The organism is Bradyrhizobium sp. GW821-FHT12B03 (assembly GCF_058807535.1).
This window is the reverse complement of the sequence record NZ_JBXAQU010000002.1, coordinates 654,310-676,791: the sequence shown is the minus strand read 5'-3', so window position 1 is coordinate 676,791 and position 22,482 is coordinate 654,310. Positions and strand designations below refer to the sequence as shown.

General features: G+C 65.5%; 23 protein-coding genes. 6 read left to right on the top strand and 17 right to left on the bottom strand.

All coding sequences use genetic code 11. The annotated features are described in order from the left end of the window. Nucleotides 1-52: 52 nt before the first annotated feature. Entirely contained in the window at nt 53-1,159 is a 1,107-nt protein-coding gene (locus AC1RUR_RS07105) for a cupin domain-containing protein (protein ID WP_492842379.1), read from the bottom strand. A gap of 186 nt (nt 1,160-1,345) precedes the next feature. Continuing rightward, a complete protein-coding gene (locus AC1RUR_RS07100) occupies nt 1,346-2,362 on the bottom strand; it encodes a carbon-nitrogen hydrolase family protein (protein WP_492842378.1) in 1,017 nt (338 codons plus the stop codon). A 127-nt stretch (nt 2,363-2,489) separates the two neighbouring features. Here AC1RUR_RS07100 and AC1RUR_RS07095 point away from each other — a divergent pair, with 127 nt between their 5' ends. The 4 genes from AC1RUR_RS07095 (at nt 2,490) to AC1RUR_RS07080 (ending at nt 7,345) form a co-directional block, all read left to right on the top strand. Further along, entirely contained in the window at nt 2,490-4,649 is a 2,160-nt protein-coding gene (locus AC1RUR_RS07095) for a thiamine pyrophosphate-dependent enzyme (RefSeq protein WP_492842377.1), read from the top strand. Next, nucleotides 4,646-6,211 carry an indolepyruvate oxidoreductase subunit beta family protein gene (locus tag AC1RUR_RS07090; protein ID WP_492842376.1) on the top strand — a complete coding sequence of 522 codons (1,566 nt, stop codon included), beginning with the start codon at nt 4,646-4,648 and terminating at the stop codon, nt 6,209-6,211. Before AC1RUR_RS07095 ends, AC1RUR_RS07090 begins: the two co-directional genes overlap by 4 nt. A 157-nt stretch (nt 6,212-6,368) precedes the next feature. Further along, nucleotides 6,369-6,863 carry a MarR family winged helix-turn-helix transcriptional regulator gene (locus tag AC1RUR_RS07085; protein WP_492842375.1) on the top strand — a complete coding sequence of 165 codons (495 nt, stop codon included), beginning with the start codon at nt 6,369-6,371 and terminating at the stop codon, nt 6,861-6,863. Beyond that, the gene (locus tag AC1RUR_RS07080; RefSeq protein WP_492842374.1) at nt 6,863-7,345 is read left to right on the top strand and encodes a MarR family winged helix-turn-helix transcriptional regulator; all 483 of its coding nucleotides are present in this window, start codon (nt 6,863-6,865) and stop codon (nt 7,343-7,345) included. Before AC1RUR_RS07085 ends, AC1RUR_RS07080 begins: the two co-directional genes overlap by 1 nt. An 89-nt stretch (nt 7,346-7,434) precedes the next feature. On the opposite strand, the gene AC1RUR_RS07075 is transcribed toward AC1RUR_RS07080, so the two are convergent. The 15 genes from AC1RUR_RS07075 to AC1RUR_RS07005 form a co-directional block, all read right to left on the bottom strand. Beyond that, nucleotides 7,435-8,163: an SDR family NAD(P)-dependent oxidoreductase gene (locus tag AC1RUR_RS07075; RefSeq protein ID WP_492842373.1), complete on the bottom strand. Its 729-nt coding sequence runs from the start codon at nt 8,161-8,163 to the stop codon at nt 7,435-7,437. A 2-nt stretch (nt 8,164-8,165) separates the two neighbouring features. Continuing rightward, nucleotides 8,166-9,782: an ATP-dependent acyl-CoA ligase gene (locus tag AC1RUR_RS07070; RefSeq protein WP_492842372.1), complete on the bottom strand. Its 1,617-nt coding sequence runs from the start codon at nt 9,780-9,782 to the stop codon at nt 8,166-8,168. A 7-nt stretch (nt 9,783-9,789) separates the two neighbouring features. Beyond that, nucleotides 9,790-10,266, bottom strand: a complete 477-nt coding sequence (locus AC1RUR_RS07065; RefSeq protein WP_492842371.1) for an aromatic-ring-hydroxylating dioxygenase subunit beta — start codon at nt 10,264-10,266, stop codon at nt 9,790-9,792. Further along, complete coding sequence (locus AC1RUR_RS07060) at nt 10,263-11,603, bottom strand: aromatic ring-hydroxylating dioxygenase subunit alpha (RefSeq protein WP_492842370.1); 1,341 nt, start codon at nt 11,601-11,603, stop codon at nt 10,263-10,265. Before AC1RUR_RS07060 ends, AC1RUR_RS07065 begins: the two co-directional genes overlap by 4 nt. A 17-nt stretch (nt 11,604-11,620) precedes the next feature. Beyond that, the gene (locus AC1RUR_RS07055) at nt 11,621-12,571 is read right to left on the bottom strand and encodes a PDR/VanB family oxidoreductase (protein WP_492842369.1); all 951 of its coding nucleotides are present in this window, start codon (nt 12,569-12,571) and stop codon (nt 11,621-11,623) included. A 36-nt stretch (nt 12,572-12,607) separates the two neighbouring features. Further along, nucleotides 12,608-12,865: a hypothetical protein gene (locus AC1RUR_RS07050; protein WP_492842368.1), complete on the bottom strand. Its 258-nt coding sequence runs from the start codon at nt 12,863-12,865 to the stop codon at nt 12,608-12,610. Between the two features lie 67 nt (nt 12,866-12,932). After that, the gene (locus AC1RUR_RS07045; RefSeq protein WP_492842367.1) at nt 12,933-13,874 is read right to left on the bottom strand and encodes an SMP-30/gluconolactonase/LRE family protein; all 942 of its coding nucleotides are present in this window, start codon (nt 13,872-13,874) and stop codon (nt 12,933-12,935) included. Nucleotides 13,875-13,891: 17 nt separating this feature from the next. Then, nucleotides 13,892-14,629 carry an ABC transporter ATP-binding protein gene (locus AC1RUR_RS07040; protein ID WP_492842366.1) on the bottom strand — a complete coding sequence of 246 codons (738 nt, stop codon included), beginning with the start codon at nt 14,627-14,629 and terminating at the stop codon, nt 13,892-13,894. After that, entirely contained in the window at nt 14,622-15,407 is a 786-nt protein-coding gene (locus AC1RUR_RS07035; protein ID WP_492842365.1) for an ABC transporter ATP-binding protein, read from the bottom strand. The genes AC1RUR_RS07040 and AC1RUR_RS07035 overlap by 8 nt, the downstream gene beginning before the upstream one ends. Beyond that, nucleotides 15,404-16,384, bottom strand: coding sequence for a branched-chain amino acid ABC transporter permease (locus AC1RUR_RS07030; protein WP_492842364.1), 981 nt, complete (start codon nt 16,382-16,384; stop codon nt 15,404-15,406). Before AC1RUR_RS07030 ends, AC1RUR_RS07035 begins: the two co-directional genes overlap by 4 nt. Then, a complete protein-coding gene (locus tag AC1RUR_RS07025) occupies nt 16,371-17,267 on the bottom strand; it encodes a branched-chain amino acid ABC transporter permease (RefSeq protein ID WP_492842363.1) in 897 nt (298 codons plus the stop codon). Before AC1RUR_RS07025 ends, AC1RUR_RS07030 begins: the two co-directional genes overlap by 14 nt. Continuing rightward, on the bottom strand, nt 17,264-18,169 hold the full coding sequence (locus AC1RUR_RS07020) for an NAD(P)-dependent oxidoreductase (protein WP_492842362.1): 906 nt from the start codon (nt 18,167-18,169) through the stop codon (nt 17,264-17,266). The genes AC1RUR_RS07025 and AC1RUR_RS07020 overlap by 4 nt, the downstream gene beginning before the upstream one ends. A 4-nt stretch (nt 18,170-18,173) precedes the next feature. Further along, nucleotides 18,174-18,923, bottom strand: coding sequence for an SDR family NAD(P)-dependent oxidoreductase (locus tag AC1RUR_RS07015; RefSeq protein ID WP_492842361.1), 750 nt, complete (start codon nt 18,921-18,923; stop codon nt 18,174-18,176). Between the two features lie 82 nt (nt 18,924-19,005). Further along, entirely contained in the window at nt 19,006-20,211 is a 1,206-nt protein-coding gene (locus tag AC1RUR_RS07010; RefSeq protein WP_492842360.1) for an ABC transporter substrate-binding protein, read from the bottom strand. A 90-nt stretch (nt 20,212-20,301) separates the two neighbouring features. Next, on the bottom strand, nt 20,302-21,105 hold the full coding sequence (locus tag AC1RUR_RS07005; protein WP_492842359.1) for an HpcH/HpaI aldolase/citrate lyase family protein: 804 nt from the start codon (nt 21,103-21,105) through the stop codon (nt 20,302-20,304). 113 nt (nt 21,106-21,218) lie between these two features. Here AC1RUR_RS07005 and AC1RUR_RS07000 point away from each other — a divergent pair, with 113 nt between their 5' ends. Continuing rightward, the gene (locus AC1RUR_RS07000) at nt 21,219-21,896 is read left to right on the top strand and encodes a GntR family transcriptional regulator (protein WP_492842358.1); all 678 of its coding nucleotides are present in this window, start codon (nt 21,219-21,221) and stop codon (nt 21,894-21,896) included. Next, a complete protein-coding gene (locus AC1RUR_RS06995; protein WP_492842357.1) occupies nt 21,893-22,468 on the top strand; it encodes a cysteine hydrolase family protein in 576 nt (191 codons plus the stop codon). The genes AC1RUR_RS07000 and AC1RUR_RS06995 overlap by 4 nt, the downstream gene beginning before the upstream one ends. The last annotated feature ends 14 nt before the right edge of the window (nt 22,469-22,482 follow it).

Sequence of the window (22,482 nt, the reverse complement as noted above, 5' to 3'; positions counted from 1 at the left end):
GGAAGCTTGATCCGGCTCTTTCGGTTGAATTCTGGAAGCGGGCGGTAGAGCGTCAGGCGGCCACTGGCTGGTGACCGGCGTTGTCGCCATAGGCTTCTTCCCGATAGAAGCCGAGGCTTTCGATGACGGGAAGATCGTTGAAGCAGAACAGGCAGGCATCCTCGCCGTCCGAGAGGTTGCCATGCTCGTGCCAGGCCCAGGACGGCACGCAAAAAATGTCGCGCTCCTGCCACTCGAAGCGTTTTCCGCCGATCACGGAATAGCCGCGTCCCTTGGCGACCTGGTAGATGAAGCTCCCGGTATGCCGGTGCGATTTTGTCTTCTCGCCGGGCCGCAGCAGCTGCATGCTGGCGCCGATCGTCTGCATCACGTGGCCGCCGGTGACGGGATTGACGTAGTTCATGAGAATGCCGTCATAGAGCGAGCCGTCGGTCGCAGCGGCGTATTTGCGCAAGGACTCGTAGGTCGGCTCCCACTCGTATTTGAACATGGGGGAATAGCCCTTCGACCATGTCGAGCCGGCCGGGCGCAGGCCGGGATTGCCCCAGGTCTTGGTCGTGCCGTCCACGGGATAGCCTGACTCTTCCTGCTGCACCCTGGGATGGACCGCGAAGAAGTTTGCTTCCAGCGCATTGACCAGGGGGATGTCGAGGCCGTCCTGCCAGATGCAGACCGAGCCGCCGGCTTCGACGCCATGCTCATGCCAGGTGCCGTTCGGCGTGAGCACGAAATCCCGCGCGCCCAGCGTCATCTTGTGACCGTCGACGATGGTGTAGGCGCCCGCCCCTTCCATGATGAAGCGCAAGGCGGAGGCCGAATGCGCGTGCGCCGTTGCGACCTCGCCAGGATGCATCACCTGCAATCCCGAATAGAGCCAGCCGACCGCGGCCGAGACGTCGCGCCGGCCGGGATTGTTGAGATAGATCACCCGCCGCCCCGCCTTCTCCGGCGAGACCAGCTCCACCGAGCGCAGCACGTGCTCGCGCAGATCGTTGTAGCGCCACAGCACGGGAACGGAGGCCGATTGCGGCTCCCATGGCTCGATCTTGTTGGCGACCGTCCACAGTGCGCCGGCCTCGTACTTTTCGAGGTCCTTGTAATAGGCCTTGAGCTCGGGGGTGTCTTCGACATTGGCCCGGCCGATGACGTTCTCGCGCATCTTATCCTCCAAGTCCCGTCTTGTGGCGTTAGCTAGAGCATGGTGACCAAGCTCGTCATGCCCGGGGTTGTCCCGGGCATCCACGTTCTTTGTCCCGCACGAAAGGTCGTGGATGGCCGGGACAAGCCCGGCCATGACGGTGTGGATGTATTAGCACCATGCTTCAAGTCAGCGTGTCCCAAACCATTATTCCGATCTCAGTGGGATCGGCGTGAAGCCCTGCCCCGCGGCATCGCCCTCGCCCTCCATCAGGCCAAGCGGCGCCAGCGGACGACGGTTGACCCGCAGATCAAACACGTCGAACCGGTTATAGTGCCCGACGATATCGTGCATCTGCTTCGGCTGGATGCAGCGCTCGAGATCGATGTCGGCGTAGACGATGCCTTCGTCGTCGATCAGGGCATTGCCGACCACGCGGCCGTCAGGCCCGATGATGCCCGAGAAGGCGCTCGACTTCCGCTGCAAACGCGCGCGTGCGTCCGGAACGATTGCCTCCATCGCGGTGATGATCTCCTCCGACACCGTCGAACAGGCGACGACCGTAAAAATCTTGCCTTCAAAGGAGTGGGCAATCGCGCGCAGCTTGATCGCCTCCGCCATGTCGTAGTCCGGCGGCGCGACGGGCAGCGAAATGTAGCTGGCGACATGCACGAGCTCACCCTGACCCAGCAGCGCAAAGCGCGCGAGCGTGTTGGTGTTCTCGCCGCAGGCAAGGCCGCCGAGACGCCCGATCCCGGTATCATAGACGCGCAGGCTCGATCCGTCACCGCCGGTCCAGGTCAGCTTCTCTGCCCAGGTCGGCACCAGCTTGCGATGCTTGCCGAGCAATGCGCCGTCCGGGCCGATGAAAACCATGGTGTTGTAGATCGCGCCCAGCGAGACGGGGCTGCGCTCGTTGACGCCGAGCACGACGTGGCAGCCGGTATCGCGCGCGGCCTTGCAGACGACATCGACCTCCGGACCCGGCACGAGGACCGAGGCCTTGGCGAGCTTTTCGAACCAGGCGCTGCCCGTGACGGGATCGGTGATCCAGTTCCAGTAGGGATAGCCGGGAACGAACACTTCGGGGAACGCGACGAGCTTGGCGCCGTTGGCTGCGGCTTCACGGACCAGTGAAGCCGCCTTGTCGGCGGTCGCGCCGGCGTCGAGATAGACAGGTGAAGCCTGGACGGCGGCAGCTCTAAAGCGAGGCAGCTTCAGCATGGGCCCTACCCTGTCGCCGGCTCATGACCGCCTTGCCGGAGCGGAGGTCCGCTGGCGTGTTAGCATGGCGCGGCGTTGACTTACTTCACATGTAAACGTATGCTATCGCATATTTCTGGAGGGTGCAATGGCTGAACGTTCCTTTGCTCGCGAGGTCGAGGATCTCCGGCTCGGCGACGGCGATACATTCCGCGGCGAAGGCATCCTCGCCATCACCAAGGCGCTGCTGCAATCCGGTGTCGCCTATGTCGGCGGCTACCAGGGCTCGCCGATCTCGCACCTGATGGACGTGCTCGCCGACGCCAAGGACGTGCTCGACGATCTCGGCGTCGTGTTCCAGAGCTCCGCCAACGAAGCGGCCGCGGCCGCAATGCTGTCGGCCTCGGTGATGTATCCCCTGCGCGGCGCGGTGGCCTGGAAGTCGACCGTCGGCACCAACGTCGCCTCCGACGCGCTGGCCAATCTGGCATCGGGCGGCGTCACCGGCGGCACCATGATCATCGTCGGCGAGGACTATGGCGAGGGCTCCTCGATCATGCAGGAGCGCACGCATGCGTTTGCGATGAAATCGCAGATGTGGCTGCTCGATCCCCGCCCCGATCACGAGTGCATCGTCAATCTGATCGAGAAGGGTTTTGAGCTCTCGGAGGTCTCGAACACGCCCGTGATGCTCGAGGTCCGCGTCCGCGCCTGCCACATGCACGGGACCTTCGCCTGCAAGGACAACCGCAAGCCGGCGCACACCATCAAGGACGCGCTCAACAATCCCAGGCGCGACGTCAACCGCATCGTTCTGCCGCCGGCGGCCTATGAGCACGAGCAGGAGAAGATCAAGACGCGGATGCCCGCGGCCATCGGATTCATCCGCGACAACAGGCTGAACGAATGGATGGGGCCGAAGCACGGCAAGGTCGGCATCATCATGCAGGGCGGCATGTACAACAACGTGATCCGCGCGCTGCAATATCTGGGGTTGTCGGATGCCTATGGCAACACGCAAGTTCCGCTCTACGTCATGAACGTCACCTACCCCGTGATCGACACCGAGGTCGCCGAGTTCTGCGTCGACAAGGATGCCGTGCTGATCGTCGAGGAAGGCCAGCCGGAATATCTGGAGCAGGCGATCAACACGGTGCTGCGCCGCAGGGACATCCAGGCGTGCATCCATGGCAAGGACGTGCTGCCGATGGGCGGCGACTACACCGCGCAGGTCCTGCTCGGCGGCGTCAGGGAATTCCTGGAGAAGACCGAGCCGCGGCTGCTCGGCAACCGGCCGCCGGCGCCGGATGCGGCGCCCGTGCTCAATCACCCCGCGGTCGAGAAGCTCAAGCAGGTCGTGCCGGCGCGTCCGCCCGGGCTCTGCACCGGCTGCCCGGAGCGGCCGATCTTCGCCGCCATGAAGCTGGTCGAGGAGGAGCTCGGCCAGCACCACGTCTCCGCCGACATCGGCTGCCATCTGTTCTCGATCCTGCCGCCCTTCAACATCGGCGCGACCACCATGGGCTTCGGCCTCGGCCCGGCCTCGACCTCGGCCTTCAACGTCAAGGCCGACAAGCGCTCGATCGCGGTGATGGGCGACGGCGGCTTCTGGCACAACGGACTGACCAGCGGCATCGGCAATGCCGTGTTCAACAAGCATGACGGCGTGTTCGTCATCGTCGACAATTTCTACACCTCGGCGACCGGCGGGCAGGACATCCTGTCGTCGCGCGCGACCAACAAGCGGCGCGACACCAATAATTCGATCACCAAGGCCGTGAAGGGCATCGGCGGCCAATGGGTGCGTCAGCTCGACCGCACCTACGACGTCGGCAAGATGCGCGACACGCTGAAGGAGGCGCTGACGACCACGGACGAAGGCCCCAAGGTGATCGTCGCCTCCTCCGAATGCATGCTGAACAAGCAGCGCCGCGTGAAGCCGCAGATCAACAAGGCGATCAAGGACGGGGTGCGTACCGTCAAGGAGCGCTTCGGCGTCGACGAGGACGTCTGCACCGGCGACCACGCCTGCATCCGGCTCTCCGGCTGCCCGTCGCTGTCGGTGAAGCAGCTCGATGATCCCCTGCGCGACGATCCGGTCGCGGCGATCGACAATTCCTGCGTCGGCTGCGGCAATTGCGGCGAGGTCTCCGAGGCCGCGGTGCTCTGCCCCTCGTTCTACCGCGCCGACGTCATCCACAATCCGACCCGTTGGGACATGTTCAAGTCCAAAGTCGCGATGGCCGTGATCGGCTGGCTGCAACGGCGGCGCGATCGCCGGCGCCCCGCGCTCGAGGCGCTGGCATGAGAGACGAAACGGTCCGGCTGGCCCTCCCCGCCGCTGGCGACGCGACCGAGCGGCCGATCTCGATCGCGATCGTCGCGATGGGCGGCCAGGGCGGCGGCGTGCTGACCGACTGGATCGTGCAGCTGGCCGAGAACCATGGCTGGGTCGCGCAATCGACCTCGGTGCCCGGCGTGGCGCAGCGGACCGGCGCCACGATCTATTATATCGAGGCGATGCCGCCGGCGGGCGGCCGCAAGCCGATCCTGTCGCTGATGCCGACGCCCGGCGACGTCGACGTGGTGATGGCGGCGGAGTTCATGGAGGCCGGCCGCTCCATCCTGCGCGGCCTGGTGACGCCGGATCGCACCACGCTGATCGCGTCCAATCATCGGTCGTTCGCGATCGGCGAGAAGATCGCGCCGGGCAACGGCATCGCCGACGGCGGCGCCGTCACCGGCGCCATCGGGATCGCCGCCAAGACCGAGATCATCTTCGACCTGAACGCGCTGGCGATTGCGCATGGCAGCGTCATCTCGGCGGCGATGTTCGGCGCGCTCGCCGCGGCCGCTGTGCTGCCGTTCAGCCGCGACAGCTATCTCGACGTGATCCGTGCCGGCGGCAAAGGCGCCAAGGCCAGCGTCGAGACGTTTGAAGCCGCCTTTGAGCGGGTCAAGGCCGGTCCTGCCGAGGTCGCAGCACCCGCGCACGTCAAACAGGCCGACACGATCCCCTCTTCCGCGACGCCCGATCCGCATCTTGCCGGGCTCGTCACGCGATTGACTCAGGAGCTGCCCGAACCCGCGCTCACCATGGCCCGCGCCGGCTTGAAGAAGGTGGTCGACTTCCAGGACGTCGCCTATGGCACCGAGTATCTCGACATCCTCAAGACGCTGCACGCGGCCGACCGCAACGCCGGCGGTGGCGCGCGGGCCTATGCCTTCACGGAGGTCGCGGCAAAATACCTCGCCAACGCCATGACCTATGACGACGTCATCCGCGTCGCCGACCTCAAGACGCGCGCCGGTCGCCGCGCCCGCATCGAGAGCGAGCTGGAGATGTCGGAAGGACAGCTGCTCCAGACCACCGAATTCATGCATCCCCGCATGGAGGAGGTGATGGGCGTGCTGCCCGTCGGCGTCAGCCGCTGGCTCGCCGCGCGGCCGCGCCTGCTCGGCTGGCTCGATCGCCGCGTCAACAAGGGGCGTCGGGTGCGGACCTACTCGCTGCCCTGGTTCCTGGCGCTCTATGTCGTGGCCGGGCTGCGCGGCCTGCGCCGCCGCTCGCTGCGTCACGCCGTCGAGACGGCGCACCGCGACGGATGGCTCAAGGCCGCGACCGAGGCGGTCGGCAGCAACTACCAGCTCGGTGTCGAGATCCTGCAATGCCACCGGCTCGTGAAAGGCTATTCGGATACCCACAGCCGCGGGCTGTCGAAATTCGACAGGACGCTGGCGGCGATCAAGCTGGTGGAGCGACGCGAGGATGCCGCCGATTGGGCGCGCCGGCTGCGCGAGGCGGCGCTGAAGGACAGCGCCGGCAAGGACCTCGACGGCGTGATCCAGACCATCAAGACTTTTGCATGATTCCATCGCAGCGGGGCGCAGGATTGGATTGCCGTTCGCCTCACGGGACGTCAGGATCAGGCGGCTTGACTACGATTCTCAGGTTGCTAATCGGAGCGAAGGACCCCGCGATCATTTCCTCCAATTGACGAAACATTTTGTCCTCGATGGTCATGCAATGCCGGCAGCACTCAAAGAGAACATTGTTCCCGTCCCCGGGCAGATCGAAACCCGGCTCTGGCTGCAATTGCTGTCGCTGCATGGCGAGCTGTTCGCCTCGCTGAATTCGATGCTGAACTCCGAGTTCGGCCTGTCGCTCGCAAAATTCGATGTGCTGGCCCAGCTCGATCGCTACAGGGACGGCCTTGCGCTCGGGCAGTTGTCGCAAAACCTGAAAGTGACCGGCGGCAACGTCTCGGGCCTCGTGCAGCGTCTTCTCGCCGACGACCTCATCAGCAAGGAAATGTCCAGCGAGGATCGGCGGTCCTTCATCGTGCGGCTGACGCCCAAGGGCGACGCGCTGTTCAGGAAGGCGGCCGACATCCACAAGAAGCATCTCGCCAAACGGCTCGAGAACGTTTCGGCCCAAGAGCTGGACAGCGCCCTGTCCGTGTTGAAATCGCTCTCCTCGAAACTTCGCACCGAGAGCAAAAAGCAAAGTCGCAAGAGATAATGGCCAGAGAATCCAAGAGCAGATGGAAGTCGGGTCCGCCGCGGACGCGGGACCAGCTGCAAACCTACATTCCGTACCTGTTCAACCGGCTCGCCAATCGCTGGAATCTCGACCAGAACCGCGACCTCAGCGAACACGGCGTCAACAATGTCGTGTTCCGGACGCTGTCGGTGCTGTTCATCTACAAGACCCTGACCGTCAACGAGATTGCCGTTCTCGCGGTGACCGAGCAGTCGACGGCGAGCCGCATGGTGGAGTCCATGGTGACGTCGGGCCTCGTCAAGCGCGAGATCGCCGAGGAAGACCAGCGCCGCCGCGTCGTGGGGCTGACGCCGGATGGCGAAGCACTGCTGCGCAAGATCTGGCCGATCATGGCGAACAATTACGACAAGCTGATCGAAGGCATCGACCCCGATGACATCGAGGTCTGCGGGCGCGTGCTGGCCAAGATGGTCGAGAACATCCGCCAGAACCAGATTTAGGCGGCGGGCTCAATACACCTCTCCCGCAGGGGAAGGTGAACCAGCGGCGAAGCTCCGTACCAATCTCGTCATGCCTGAACGCTAGGGAACTACGGGCCAAGCCCGACCAGGCTGGTGCCGCCGCAGACATAGAGCACCTGGCCGGTGACGAAATCCGAGCGCTCGTCGAGGAAGAACTCGATCGCGTGCGCCACGTCCTCGCGCGAGCCGAGCCGCCCGACCGGGACGTTGCGCGCCATCCGCTCCTGCTGCTCGGAACCCTTGGGAATGACGCCCCAGAAATTGTCGGTCAGGATCGGCCCCGGCGCGACCACGTTCACGGTGATGCCGCTCGCGGCAAGCTCCAGCGCCCAGGTCCGCGCCATGCCGTGCACGCCGGCCTTGGTCGCCGAATAGGCCGAGCGCGTCGCCGCGCCCATCGCGGCGCGCGAAGAGACGAACACGATGCGCCCGAAGCGGCGCGACCGCATCCCCTCCAGCGCCGCCTGGGTCAGCAGCATCGGCGCGCCCAAATGCAGCTGCGCCAGCATCAGAATGTCTTCCGGCTTCGCATCGGGCAACAGGTTCGGCAGGATGATTCCGGCATTGTGCACGAGGCAGTCGACGGTGTGATCCCGACCGATCTCCTGCGCGATCGCGCGCGTCTCCGCGATGTCGGTCAGGTCGGCGCGATAGGCCGTGAGCAGATCATGCGTCCAGTCCGGCTTCTCCAGCCCGACCGAGACCACGCGCTGCCCGCGCTCGACGAGCTTTTTCGCCAAGGCCTCGCCGATCCCCGAATTTCCGCCGGTGATGAGTGTGGTACGGATCTCGCCCATGATCAAACCTGCCGCTTCTTGAGATCGCGCAGATCGAAGAACGCGCCATCGCGCATCAACTTCGCGACGAAATCCTTCAAGCCGCCACGCTGGATCTTCTCGGTCGCGGTCAGCGGCAGGCTGTCGACGAAGCAGATCCAGCCCGGCGCCTTGTAATAGGCCATCTGCTCCAGGCTCCAGCGCACGATATCGTCGGCAAGCGCGCGGTCGGCACCGGCCTGCTCGGCGATGATGACGGCCGCCACCTCGTCGCCGCGCACGGGATCGGGCGTTGCGGCAACCGCCGCCTGCCGGATCGCGGGATGGCGGTTGAGGACGGACTCGACCTCGACCGCGGCAATGTTCTCGCCGGAGCGGCGGATCACGTTCTTCTTGCGGTCGACGAAATGGAGATCGCCATCCGCATCGCGCGACACGATATCGCCGGTGTGCAGCCACCCCCCGTCCCACGCCTCGGCGGTGGCTTGTGGATTCTTCAGGTACTCGCGGAAGAACCCGTAGCGCGGGTCTGCGCCGGCGCGCCGCACCAGAAGCTCGCCCGGCGCTCCCACCGCCGCATCGTTGCCGCCGCCGTCAACGATGCGCACCTCGACCTCGGGCGCTGGGCGGCCAAAACAGCTGGTGCCGATCTTGCGCGGCTCGACATTGGCGGCGATGACGCCGCCGCTGCCCGTCTCGGTCATCGCCCAGGCCTCGAGCAGCGGAAAGCCGAAGCGCGCCTCGAACGGCGCATGCAGCAGCTTGTCGACGCCGGCGCCGAAGCCGAAGCGCACGGTGTGCGCGCGGTCCTGCCCGGATGGCGGCGCGCTCATCAGCATCGAGGGCATGACGCCGAGATAATGCAGGCAGGTGGCGCGGCTGTCGCGCACCGACGTCCACCAGCTGCGCGGGTGGAAGCGATCGAGCATGGTCAGGCTGCCGCCGACCGACAGCATCGCCATCAGCGACACCGCCATCGCGTTCATGTGAAACAGCGGCAGCGGCGTGATCATGCGCTCAGAGTCGGGCTTGAGAGCGATCAGCCCGCCGACATCGCGATACCAATTGCCGGAATGCAGGAAATAGGTGTTGGTGAGCACGCAGCCCTTGGGCTGGCCTGTCGTCCCCGAGGTATAGAGCAGCGCGCATTCGGTCGAGCCGTCACCCGTGCTCGACGGCCGCACGCCGCCGAATGGTGCGGGCACGCGGCCCCCGTCGGTCACGACCGGGATCGGCCGCCCCGCCTGGCGCGCCGCCGTCTCGACCTCGTCGCGCCGCTCGGCAAGGACGAACGCCGCATTCATCTCGGAATGCGCGATGATGTATTCAAGCTCGCTGAGCCGCAAATCGGGATTGATCGGCACCACGGAGACGCCGAGCGCGTTGAGCGCGAACCACAGCTCGACGAAGACAGGCCTGTTCTGAAGCAGCAGCCCGACCCGGTGGCCTTCGCCATAACCCTCGCCTGCAAATGCCGCTCGCCAGTGCTCGACCCGGTCGAGCATCGCGCGATAGGAGATCTCGCCCGCGGCGATGCCATAGATATCGGCCGTCTCCGGCAGCACGTTGAGGAAGCCCGCCTCGCCGCGGCGAAGGGCGGTCTCGCGAAAGCGGGCGTAGACTGTGGTCGCAGCGGTCAAGGTAGTCTCACATGAAAAGCTGGATGTTGCCGAACGGTGCGTCGAAATTGACGAGATCGACGCGCTTGAGCTTGATCTTCAGGGCGCCGCCGACCTCTACGAATTCGTGCGAAGCCCAGCCCGAATAGCGCTCCAGCATGTCGCCGCGCGTCTCGGTGTAGATGTAGGACGTCCGCGCCTTGAACACGCCGCCCGCAGTATCGCACGCCACGATCTGCGGCGCCTGCAAAAGATGATGGCAGCGGCTCTTCGGCTTCTGGCTGAAAGTCCGCTCGCCGGCTAGACGCTCGACCCGCACCTTGAGCAGCAGCAGGTCCTCGTACATCAGCGACGGCTGGAGCACCGGATCCTGCTGCTGCCATTCCAGCGGCATCCAGTAGCGTCCTTCCGGATGAAACAGATCGAGCCAGGCCTGCCACTGCATCGTGTCGAGCAGCTCGGCCTCGCGATAGATGAAGTCCGTGATGACCTTCTCGTCGATCATTCGGCGGCCTCGACGCGCTTGTCCATGTCCATGGTCATGAATTTCGCCCAGGCGTGGAACTGGTTTCGCATCTGCCGCTCGGAGGTGCCGTTGATCACCGCCGTGACGTCCTGCTCTTCATGACCGTCGTAGAGACGCCGCAGATTGACCCATTGATTGCCGTTGGACTTCAGCCCTTCCTGCGCCCGCTCGTACATTTCGAGATCGTCGTGTCCGACGATCGAGGTCGGAGCATTGATGAAGCGGTTGTACATCAGCGCCCGCTCGTAGAGCTTGTCGGGCGCGCCGACCAGGCGATAGACCCAGCTCTCGACCAGCGTCCTGTCCACCGCGATCGGGATGAAATTGCGCAGGATCTGGACGGCACCCTTCACCATGATGTTCGGGAAATACACGGTGTTGTGCCGGACCTCGCCGAGAATCTCGTGCGCCCGCTGCTCGCCATAGGCTGTGACCATCTGGTCGAGATAGCCCGGGATGTCCTGATAGTTCGAATGGATGGAGTTGGCGACACCGGTATGGCCATGGCCGTTCGGCCAGATCCGGATGCCGCTCTGCTCGTAGAACTCGTAGGGGCTCATGAAGGGGCCATAGAGCTGCACCGCCATCGGCGTCTCCGTGGAATCGCCCTGCTCGCGCTTCCAGACTTTCACTGCGGTACCGGCCGAGCTCTCATGCGCCACCATCGGATGGCAGGTGTCGGTCTGGTTCTCGACCAGCATCTTCCAGTTGCAGGTGTGCATGTAGCGGATCGGGGTCGCCATGACGGCGAGCTTCCCCTCCGGCGAGCGGTCGACCATGTTGTCGATGGTCGAAAGGCTTTCGCCGAAATAGTCCTCGAAGGAGACGCCGGCCTCGCTCAGCCGCGCGAAGATGAAGTCGCGGTGGATCACAACGTTCTTGACCCTGGACAGCCCCTCATTGGCCTGGGTGTCGCCGAAGCCGGTGCCCTCATAGCCCTTCTTCAAGGGGATCGCGAGCAGCGAGCCGTCGGTCTTGAAAGACCAGGCATGATAGGGGCAGCGGAAGAACTTTCCGGTGTTGCCGCAGGGCTCGGACGCGATCTTCACGCCCTTGTGCGGGCAGCGATTGTAGAACACATGGATGGAGCCGTCGGTGTGGCGGCTCGCCAGCACCGGCTGGCGGCCGATCGTGGCGGTGATGAAATCGCCGGGCTTTCCCAGCTGGCTGGCATGCCCGACATAGACCCAGCTGTTCGGGAACAGATGCTCCATCTCGAGCTCGAAGATCTCGGGGTCGACATAGACGTCGCGATGAACTTCGGCCTCGCGCACCAGCGCGGCGATCGCGTGGGCATCCCTTCCGTATTTCGTCATGGCGTCCCTCGCCTCCCTCACAAATCCAGCACCAGACGTTCCGACTTCGCGCGCGACACGCAGATCTGCATGACCTTGTTGGAGGCCTTCTCGTCGTCGCTGAGGATGACGTCGCGATGGTCGGGCACCCCTTCGATCACGCCGCACTGGCAGATGCCGCAATCGCCGCGCTGGCAGTCGTAGAGCACGTCGAGGCCCGCCGCCTCCAGCGCCTGGATGATGGTCTGGCCGGCTGCAACGCTGACGACCTGCCCCGACGATTTCAGTTCGACCTCGAACGGCCTGTCGGGTGAACTCGACTGCTCCGCCTTGAAGAGCTCGTAGTGGATGCGGTCCGCCGGGACGCCCTCGGCGAGCGCGGCCGCCTTGACCGCATCGATCATCCCCGCCGGACCGCAGACATAGATGTGCGAGCTCGCCGCTGCCCCACCGAGCGCCGCGGCAATATCCAGGCGGGACTCGTCGCCGTCGTAGTGAACGGACAGGTCCTTGGCGCAAAGGTCCCGCAGGTGCGGCAGAAACGCCAACAGTCCTTGCGTGCGGCCCGCGTAATGCAGGCGAAACGGCGTTGCGCGGGCGGTGAGCTCCGCGGCCATCGACAGAACAGGCGTGACGCCGATGCCACCGGCAAACAGCAACGCGGGCGCTGGTCCCTCATGCAGGGAAAAGTTGTTCACCGGCGCGCTCGCCTTCACGACGTCGCCGACTTTCAGCGCATGCATGAACTGCGAGCCGCCGGTCGAGGCCTCCTCGCGCAGCACTCCGAGCGCCAGCGCGTCTGCGGCGAGGCCCGGCAGGGCCATCAACGAGTACGGCCGGTCGCCTCCATTCGGGAGTGCCACGCGGATATGTGCGCCTGCCTGCCATCGCGGCACGGCGCCGTCCTCCACGCCGAACACAAGGCTCCGTATGAACGGCGTCTCCGCCGCATACGACCTGACCTTGAGCTTGAGCGGATGCGCGTCCATTCAGGCATCTCGTGAATTATATGAATTTGCATATTTTTAGACATGTAATAATTGCCTGTCAATCGTCCGTAACCGGTCCGGGCCCCCTGCTCCCGGATCCCGAAGCGATGCGGCGGCCAGCCAGCGGGCGACGGCCGGGACAGCGATAGACCCGTCAAGCAGCTCTGGCGGCTGATCGCCGACAGCGGCATCGCCTGCATGTGCCGGTTCGATAATGTCGTGGGACAATTTGACGAGGAAACGCTTCTTCTGCTCGCGGACGACGAGCGGTCGAAGATCTTTCTCTTGCGTCATGGGTGAACGCCGGCGGCGCCGCCGTCGAGGCCAGCCGGCCGAACTGCAATATCAGCCGTCCGCTGGTTCAGCGCTGCCGGGCCGTGCGGGAGTCGTTGAGCGCGAGACCCGGTCTCGGCCAGTCGATAGCGATGAGCCGTCCGGTGCCGGACAGCGTGATGAAGGCGGTGCGCATATCCGGGCCGCCGAAGCAGATGTTGGTGCAGTAAACCTCATCGGCTTCGTGGAACTCGATCAATTTGCCCTCCGGCGAGAACACGCTGACCCCGCCACGCACCAGCGTCGCAACACAGATGTTGCCGCCCTCCTCGACTGCGAGCGAATCGAAACGCTGATAACCCGGCAGGCCGTGCAACAGCCGGCCGCCATTGGGCGACGGCCAGGGCTCTTTGGCGACCTCGCCCTCACCGATGATCGGATAGCTCCAGATCCGGCTGGTCTCGGTCTCGGAGACATAGAGCGTGCGTCCGTCCGGCGACAGGCCGACGCCGTTCGGCGTCATGATCGGAAAGATCGCTTCCCTGATCATGGAGCCGTCGGTGCGCGCATAATAGACCGCGCCGCGGTCCATCAGCCGGCCGTAGGTCTTGCCGAGATCGGTGAACCAGAAGCCGCCTCTGTCGTCGAAGACGATGTCGTTCGGCCCCTTCAGATGAACGCCGCCGCAACTGTCGTAGAGGGTCTTGACGGCACCGGTGTCGAGGTCGACCTGCTCGATGCGTCCGGTCGTGTAGTCCTCGGCGCGGCCGGTCGGGCGGGCAAAATTGCTTGTGTCCCTGTGCCAGGAGAAGCCGCCATTGTTGCAGACATAGCACTTGCCGTCCGGACCGATGGCGGCGCCGTTCGGCCCGCCGCCGAGCTGAGCGATCGCCTCTTTCCGGCCCGAAGGCAGCACGCGCGTCAGCCGGCCGCCTTCGATCTCGACGACGATGACGCTGCCGTCGGCGAGCGCGATCGGCCCTTCGGGAAAGGCCAGTCCATTCGCAATCTCTCTGCCCGCAAGACGCATCTCGTCACTCCATGTCCTTATGCCGGCACCGGCTGGCCCGCGCCGAGATAGGCCTCCACGACCTCTGCCCGGCTTGCCGGCGTGGCGAGATCCGCCGCGCTGCGATGGCCCACGATGGCGCCGTTGCGCACGAAATGGAGCTCGTCGGCCACCTTCATCGTCATGCGGAAATTCTGCTCGACCAGCATGATGGCAAGGCCGGTGTCCTGCTTGATCGTGACGAGGCGCTCGAACACGCGCCGGATCAGCAGCGGCGCCAGTCCCAGCGACGGCTCGTCGAGCAGCAGCAGCCGCGGCGCGCTCATCAGGCCGCGCCCGATCGCGAGCATCTGCTGCTCGCCGCCGCTCAGCATCCACGCCGGTGACTTCAGGCGGCTTGCGATCTCCGGGAACAGGTCCAGCATGAGATCGCGCCGCTGTCGCTGCATGCGCGCATCGAGGAAGAAGCCGCCGAGCAGGAGATTTTCGGCAACCGTGAGCGAGCCGACGATCTGGCGTCCCTCGGGGACGTAGACGATGCCGCGCCGGACGCGGTGCCGCGTGGCGAGCGCTCCGATGTCTTCGCCGGCAAAGCGCATCTCGCCTTCGGCCGGCACCAGGCCTGCGATGGCCTTGAGCACCGACGACTTGCCCGCGCCGTTGGCACCGAGCAGCGCGACCACGCCTTTCTCCGGCACGGTCAGGTCGACGTTTTCGACGACGCGCGCCCTGCCGTAGCTGACCGAGAGGCCGCGCGCCGAGAACAGCTCAGTCATCGGCATCGTCTCCGAGATAGACGCGGATCACGTCGGGATGCGCGCGGATTTCGGCGGGCGTGCCGTTCGCGATCATCTTGCCGAAATTGAGCACGTAGATGTGCTCGCAGAGCTCCATGATCAGGTCCATGTCGTGCTCGACCACGAGCAGCACGAGGTCGGGCCGCATCAGCCGCTTCAAGGCACGCATCAGATCACGCGTCTCGACGGCGTTGAGTCCGGCGGCCGGCTCGTCGAGCAGGATCGCCCTGGGCTCGCTGGCAATGGCGCGCGCGATCTCGGCGAGGCGCAGCGTTCCCGGCGGCAGGTCGGACGGCTTGTCATGGGCGGCGGAGGCTATGCCGAGCTCGTTCAGCGCCGCCATGGCGCGGCGCTCGGTGTCCTCTTGCTCGGCCCGTTGCGCCGGCGTCGGCACGAAGGCGCTGAACCAGCCGGACCGCCGCTTCAGGGTGAGACCGACGAGGACGTTTTCGAGCAGCGACAGATCCGGGCACATCGCCAGATTCTGGAAGCTGCGCGTGATGCCGCAGGCGGCGCGCCGGGCCGGCCCCATGCCGTTCAGCGACGTGCCGGCAAAACTGCTGTGGCCGCGCTGGCCGTGGTAGAGCCCGGTGAGGCAGTTGAACAGGCTGGTCTTGCCCGCGCCATTCGGTCCGATCAGGCCGGTGATGACCCCGGGCCGCAATTTCAGCGAGACGTCGCTGAGAACCTGAAGCCCGCCGAAGCCGAGCGAGATGCCCTCGGCGACGAGCCCGTCGCTGCCGGCGGCTGCCGTCATCGTGCCCTCCTGTGCGGCAGGAAGCGGCGCAGGTCGCCGGCATTTGCCGCCAGCGTGACGGCGACGAGCGCCACGCCATAGAGGATCGGAACCCAGTCGCCGGCCTTCGCCAGATAGGTCGGCACCAGCGTGATGAAAGCACCGCCGACGAGCGCAGCCGGCAACGACAGCCTGTTCAGGCTGACGACCGAGCCGACCAGCAGGAAGACGCCGCTGAAGAAGGTGAAGCTGTTCGGCGAGACGGTCGAGGAGGCAAACCCCGTCAGAGCCCCCGCAAGCGAGGCCAGCGCCGCGCTCACGGTGAAGATCGAGACGCGCGCCCAGCTCCGCGTGATCCCCATCGCCTCGGCCGCGCGCGGCTGGGCCTGCGCCATCAACAGCGCCAGGCCTTGCGCGGACTTGCGGAAATGCGCGAGCGCAAGGCAGACCATGATCAGAACGATGAGAGCCACGTAATAGCGCTGCAACGGTTTCGAGACGCCGGGGATGAGGTCCTTCGCGATGTACAGACCTTCGAAGCCACCGGTGAACTTCTCGAAGCCGATCAGGATCTCAGGCAGCGCAAGCGCCAGCGCCATGGTCGCCACCGCCAGATAAATTCCGGACAGCCGGCGGGAGGGAAATGCAAAGACGAAGCCGGCGCCGGCGCCGAGCAGGATCGCCAGCGGCAGGCTCACGGCGATCGACAGACCGATCCGGTGCTCGACGATCGCGACCGCATAGGCGCCGAGCGCCACGAAGAAGCTGTGCCCGATCGACACCTCTCCGCCGTAACGCACCAGCATGCTGACGGAGAGAACGGCCAGCGCGTTGGCGAAGCACAGCGACAGGCTGTAGAGCAGGAAGCCGCCGGCCAGGAGCGGCAGCAGCGCCAGCGCCGCGATCAAAGCGAGCATCGACAGCCGCGCCGCATCGACGCTCCCGCCGCGGGCCGACACTGCGGCCTTGGACCCGTGCACGAGTTCAGACACGGCCACCGATCGCCCTTTCCAGCAGTCCGTTGGGGAAGAAGTTGAGCGTCAGCAGGATCACGCCGAGCAGGAACGTGTTCATGAATTCCGGCGAGACGTAGAACGAGAAGAGGTTCATGGCGATGCCGACCAGGATGCCGCCGACGGCAGCGCCCGGCAGGCTGGAAAAGCCGCCGACCACGGCCGCGGTGAACGCCTGCAACATGAAGGACGGCACCGTCGTCGAGCTCAGGAACGTCGTCGGCACGATCAGCAGCGCGGCGACGAGGCCGAGGACGGCGCCCGCGAGCCAGGAGAACAAATGGACGGAGCGGAGGTTCAGTCCGCAGACCTCGCAGGCAAACGGATTGGTCGACACCGCACGGAACGCGACGCCGAGCTTGGTGCGCTCGATGATCACGAACAGCCCGCCGACGATCGCGAGCGTGACGGCGAGAACGGCGAGATCATAGGAGGAGACACGGATCGCGCCGAGGCTGAAGCTGAGGCGGGGCACCGGAAGGTCGAGATTGACGATGTCGGCACCGAACACGAGCTGCACGGCGCCCTGCAGGATCAGCCCGACGCCGAGCGTCGCGATGGTGGAGGCCAGATCGGACTTGAAGACGATCGGCGCGATCAGGGCATAGCTCATCACCGCAATCGCACAGGCGATGCCGAGCGCCAGCGCCACCGCGCTGCCCCAGGACAGGCTGAGCAGGCTGCCGCTGGAGAAGCCATAGACCACGAAGGCGCCGAGACAGGCGAGATTGCCGTGCGAGAAGTTCACGACGCGCGAGCTCTTGAACACCATGACGAGGCCGAGCGCGCCGACGCCGTAGAGACAGCCGGAGATGACGCCGGACCAGAGCAGCGGCAGGATGTCCCGGATGAATCCCGCCACGCTCACGCCTTTGCCTGTCCTTCGTCCGGGATGCCGCCCTGCTCGATGAACTCGATCACGCCAGGGAAATAGCGTCCCGAAAGCCCCTGCCGGCACGCGGCGTCGTAGTAGCGGCGCGCCAGCTCGGCGACACCGGGACGAACGCCGGTGTCGGAGGCGAGCTGGAGCACGTAATCGAGATCCTTCAGCACGTATTCCGGCGGAAAGGCCTTTGCCGGAAAATGGCGCGGCAGCATCGCCTTGGTGCCGTGATTACGCAGCACGAAGCTGTCGCCGGATCCCTTTGACACGGCGCTGAGCAGCGTTTCCGGTTTCACGCCGGCACGCTCGCCGACCACCATCATCTCGGCCAGCGCCAGCGTGTGCTCGAACACCAGCGCGTTGTTGATCAGCTTGACGACCTGGCCGCAGCCGACCTCGCCGCAATGGGTGACGTCGGACCCGATGTAGTCGAGCAGCGGCTTGATCCGCGCGAACACGGCCGCATCCGCGCCAACCATGATGCTGAGCTCGCCGCGCTGCGCAGCTTCCCGCGTGCGCGCCACCGGCGCATCCGCGAAGGCGAAGCCCCTGGCCTTCAGCCGATTGGATACGCTGCGCGCCAGCGCGACAGGCGTCGTGCTGAGATCGACGACCGTGGTCCCCGGTCGCGCGGCCTGCGCGATCGCGGTCGAGACCACCTCGACCTGCGGCCCGCCCGGCAACGACAGGAAGACGACGTCGGCGGCGGCGGCAAGCGCTTCGAGCGACGCGGCCGCTTCCGCCTTGGTGTCGGACAGCGCGGCGACCGCTGCGGCGTCGCGATCGAGCATCAGCACGCGTCCGGCATGCTTCGTCGCCATATTCCTGCACATCGGCCCGCCCATGACGCCGAGGCCGATGAACCCGATGGTCTGTGCTGTGCTCATGAGGTCAATCCATCAACATGCCGCCATTGACGTCGAGCACCGTGCCGGTGATCCAGTTCGACGCCGGCGAACAGAGGAAGAGAATGCTCTGGGCGATATCCTCGGGCTGGCCGAACCGTCCCAGCGGCACGTTGCCGTTCGCCGACGGCGCGGCGCGATCGGTGACGGTCGCCCACATCGGCGTCTCGACCGGACCGGGCGCGATGATGTTGGCATAGACGCCCTTGCCCGCGCCGTTCTTGGCGACCCATTTCATCAGGCCGTGCACGGCGGATTTCGCCGCGACATAGGCCGGGCCCGAAGCAACGCCGCCGATCTTGGCCGCGATCGAGCCGAGCGCCACGATCTTGCCGAAGCCGCGCTCGGCCATGACCGGATAGAGCTTGCGGACGGGATTGACCGTGCCCATCAGGTTGACGGCGAGGATCTTCTCCCACTCCTCGTCGGTCGACTGCGGCAGCGGCGTGTTCGCGATGGTGCCGGCGCAGAGCACCAGGATGTCGATCTTGCCGCGCGCCTTCAACTCGTCGTCGATCAGCTTTTCGATCGCCGCACGATCCGTCACATCGCAGCGACGGTAGCTCGCTCGTTCCGGAAACTTGCCGCCGTCCTCGACAATGTCGGTGGCAATGACGTCGGCGCCTGCCGCGCAGAACGCGGCGACGACGGCGCGGCCGATGCCGCCGGCAGCTCCTGTAATGAGGGCAGTTTGTCCGTCGAGACGCGAGGGCCCGCTCAAGGGCGATCCAGCCATGTCGTACTTTCCTTGTTTTTCTTGGTAGCTAACACGAGCAGCGGGCGGCCGTGTCTTGCGGCCACCCGCTGAAACGAATGGCTCAGGCCGGCTTGGCGTCGAAGGCCACCGCCGGATAGGGCTTGAAGTCGCGCACCATGACGAAAGAGCCTTGTGCCTGGAGGATCGCTTCCTGGCGCGTGCCGCGGTGGTCGGAGCCGGTGAAGGTCACCTTGCGCGCGCCGCCGACCGAGGCGTTGCTCAACGTGTTGCCTGCCTCGACGAGATTGGCCCGCGTGATCGGCTTGCCGCTGTCGATCAGCGCACCGAAGATGCTGCCGAACAGCGCGGCATTGCTCCAGCCGTTGAGGCCGAACACGCCGACCGGATCGTTCGGATAGTACTTCGTCACGGCTTCGCGATAAGCCTTGATCTCGGGCTCGGGGCTGTCGACCGGCAGCAGCCACGACGAGAAGTAGACGCCGTTGAGGAGATCGCCGGTCAGCTTGTAGGTCGCGGGATCGGCGGTGAAGAACGGCGCAAACCAGGTGAGCTTGACGCCCTGGCGATCGGCCGCCTTCAGCGCGGCCGCGAGATTGGCGTTGGATCCGAACAGGATCGCGGCCTGGGCTTCGGAGTTGGCGACACGGCGGATGTGCGGCGTGAAGTCGGTGGTCTTCACCTCGAACGGAACCGATTCCGCGGGCGTCAGCTTGTTCGCCTCCATGAAGAGATCGAAGCCGCGCTTGGCCGAGCGGCCGAGCTCGTCGTTCTCCCACAAGAGCGCGATCTTCTTCAGCTTGAGATCGTTGACGGCGAACTCGGCATTCGAGGCCGCCGACCAGCCGTAGTCGGGCAGGAGCGGAAAGATGTTCGGCTCGGCGAAGAAGGCGCTGGCACCGCCGATCGGCCCGATCATCGCAAGGCCGTTTTCCTTGGCATAGGGAATGACGGCGACGTTGGTGGCCGTGCCCACCGCGGCCACGAGCGCGAAGATGTGGTTGTCTTCGACGAGGCGCCGGACCGCAGCAACGCTGCGGGCGGGATCGTAGCCGTCGTCGAGCGTCACATAATTGATCTTCCAGCCCTTGATGCCGCCGGCCTCGTTGACGCTCTTGAAATAGGCGTCCGCCGCGTGGGTCAGGATCGCGTAGAACGGGACGGGCCCGGTGATCGGCGTGAACCCGCCGATGGTGATGGTCTTGGCGGCCGCATCGACGCCGATCTCGTCGGCGAACAGCGAACTTCCGGGATAGGCCGATGCCAGCGCGGCCGCGCCCGACAATTTGAGAAACTCACGCCTCTTCATAGGCCCTCCCCGGTATTTGTTTTTGTCCTTTGATCTTTAGAGGGAGGAACCCGCTTGGTCAAGAAAAAATGCATTATGCATTATGTCGCGCTATCCACTGGCGCTGGCCAGGATCAGTTCGGCGCGACGGATGACCGGCGCGTCGATCATCTTGCCGTCCAGCGCCACTGCAGCACCATGCCCGTTCCTGGCGGCTTCCATCACCCGGCCGGCCCAGTCGAGCTCATCGGCCGTGGGCAGGAACGCATCGTTGACCGGCTTGACCTGGGCCGGATGGATGCAGAGCTTGGCACCGAAACCCAGTGCCTTGGCGCGGCCGACCGCGGCGGCAAAGATCGCAGGATCCGTCCACGACGTGGTCACGCCGTCGATCGGCGGCGCCAATCCGGCGAGGCGCGACTCCAGAACGATTTGCAGGCGGACGGGATCGAGCTCCTGCGCGGTCTCGGTCACGCCGGCGTCGATGCCGAAGTCGAGATTGCCGAAGGCAAACTGTGAAACCAGGCCGCTCTTGCCGATACTGCGCAGCTCCGCATAGCCCCTGACCGTTTCGATCAGCGCGATGACCTCGCAGGGCCGATCCAGCGATCCCACCAGACGATTGAGCGCTCCGGGCTCGGCCTTCGGCAACATCAGCCTGGTCACACCGGCGCGGCGGATCATGTCCATGTCCGCGGCGAAGAACGGGCTATCGGCGCCATTCACGCGCACGATCGCGTCAGTCCGCCCTGCCCACTGCGCGATGGCGCCGCGCGCCGCCCCCTTGTCGGTCGGCGCCACCGCATCCTCGAGATCGAGGATGACCCGATGGGCACCCGATGCAGCCGCCTTGTCGAAACGCTCGGGCCGGCTGGCAGGAACGAACAGGAAGGAGCGAGACAAAGAGCTGGACATTCGACCTCAACCTTGATTATGCATAATGCATTATCGTTTGTACTTCTACCCTCCCCGGTAGGGCGCGTCTATGGTAGGCGCGGGCAAATCGGTCACGGGGCGGCGGGCATCCAATGGAATATCGGACGAAAGAGGAGCAGGTCGCTGACTATCTCCGCGAGGGCATCATCTCGGGGCGGCTGCCGCGCGGCGCGCGGCTGAAGCAGACGGAAATCGCGCAGGAGCTCAAGATCAGCATCACGCCGGTGCGCGAGGCGCTGAAGCTGCTCGAGGCCGAGGGTTACCTGTCGAGCGACTCCTATCGCGGCGCGACGGTCGCGCCGTTCGACGTCGAGGCCTCCACCGAAATCCTGAAGCTGCGGATCACGCTCGAGACCCAGCTGGTCGAAAGCGCCGTGCGCAACATCACCGCCGAGGAGATCGCGGAACTGCGCGAGCTGGCGCGGCAATTCGAGGAGGCTGCGCTCGCCAACGACAGCACGTCGGCCCGCGGCATCAACTACCGCTTCCATCGCCGCATGTACGATTTCGCGCGGCTGCCGAAGACGCTGCATTTCGTGCAGGTGCTGTGGGCGCAATATCCGTTCGACGTCATCAACCGCATCGGCGGCCGGGCGCTGCGCGCCGCCAAGGAGCACAACGAGCTCCTGAAGAACGTGATCGAGGGCGACGCCGTAAGCGCGATGCTGACGATGCGGCAGCACATCGAGACCGGCTGGACCGAGCTGCGCAACAGCATGCCCGCGAAGGCAGCAACCCCCATCAAGAGCTCTGAGAAGGAGACGCTATGAAGCCGATGCTACTCGTGATGGACATGCTGAACGACCTCGTCCACGAGAACGGTGCCGGGGCCAAGACCTATGTTCCGCTGATGAAGGAGCGTGACGTGCTCGGCCGCACCCGGGCGGTGATCGCGAAGGCGCGCGCGGCCGGCGTGCTGATCGGCTATGTCCGCGTCGGGTTCTCGCCCGACTACCGGGAATGCCCGCCCAATTCGCCGATCTTCTCCCGCGCCCGCACCGCCGGCCTGTTCAAGCTCGGCACCTGGGGCACCGAGGTGCATCCCGATCTCAAGCCGGAGGCCGGCGATTCCGACATCGTCAAGCATCGGGTGAGCCCGTTCTACGGCACCTCGCTGGAGCCGATCCTGCGCGCGCAGGGCGTGACCGACCTGATTCTGACCGGCGTCTCCACCAACGGCGTGGTGCACACCGGCGCGCGCGAAGCACACGACCGCGACTATGCCTGCACGGTGCTGGAGGACTGCTGTGCCGGCGGCACCACCGACGAGCACGACAGCGCGCTGCGCTGCCTCGCCCGCTTCGCCGCCATCAAGACCAGCGCGGATGTGAGCTTCGGGTGAGCCACCCTCTCCCC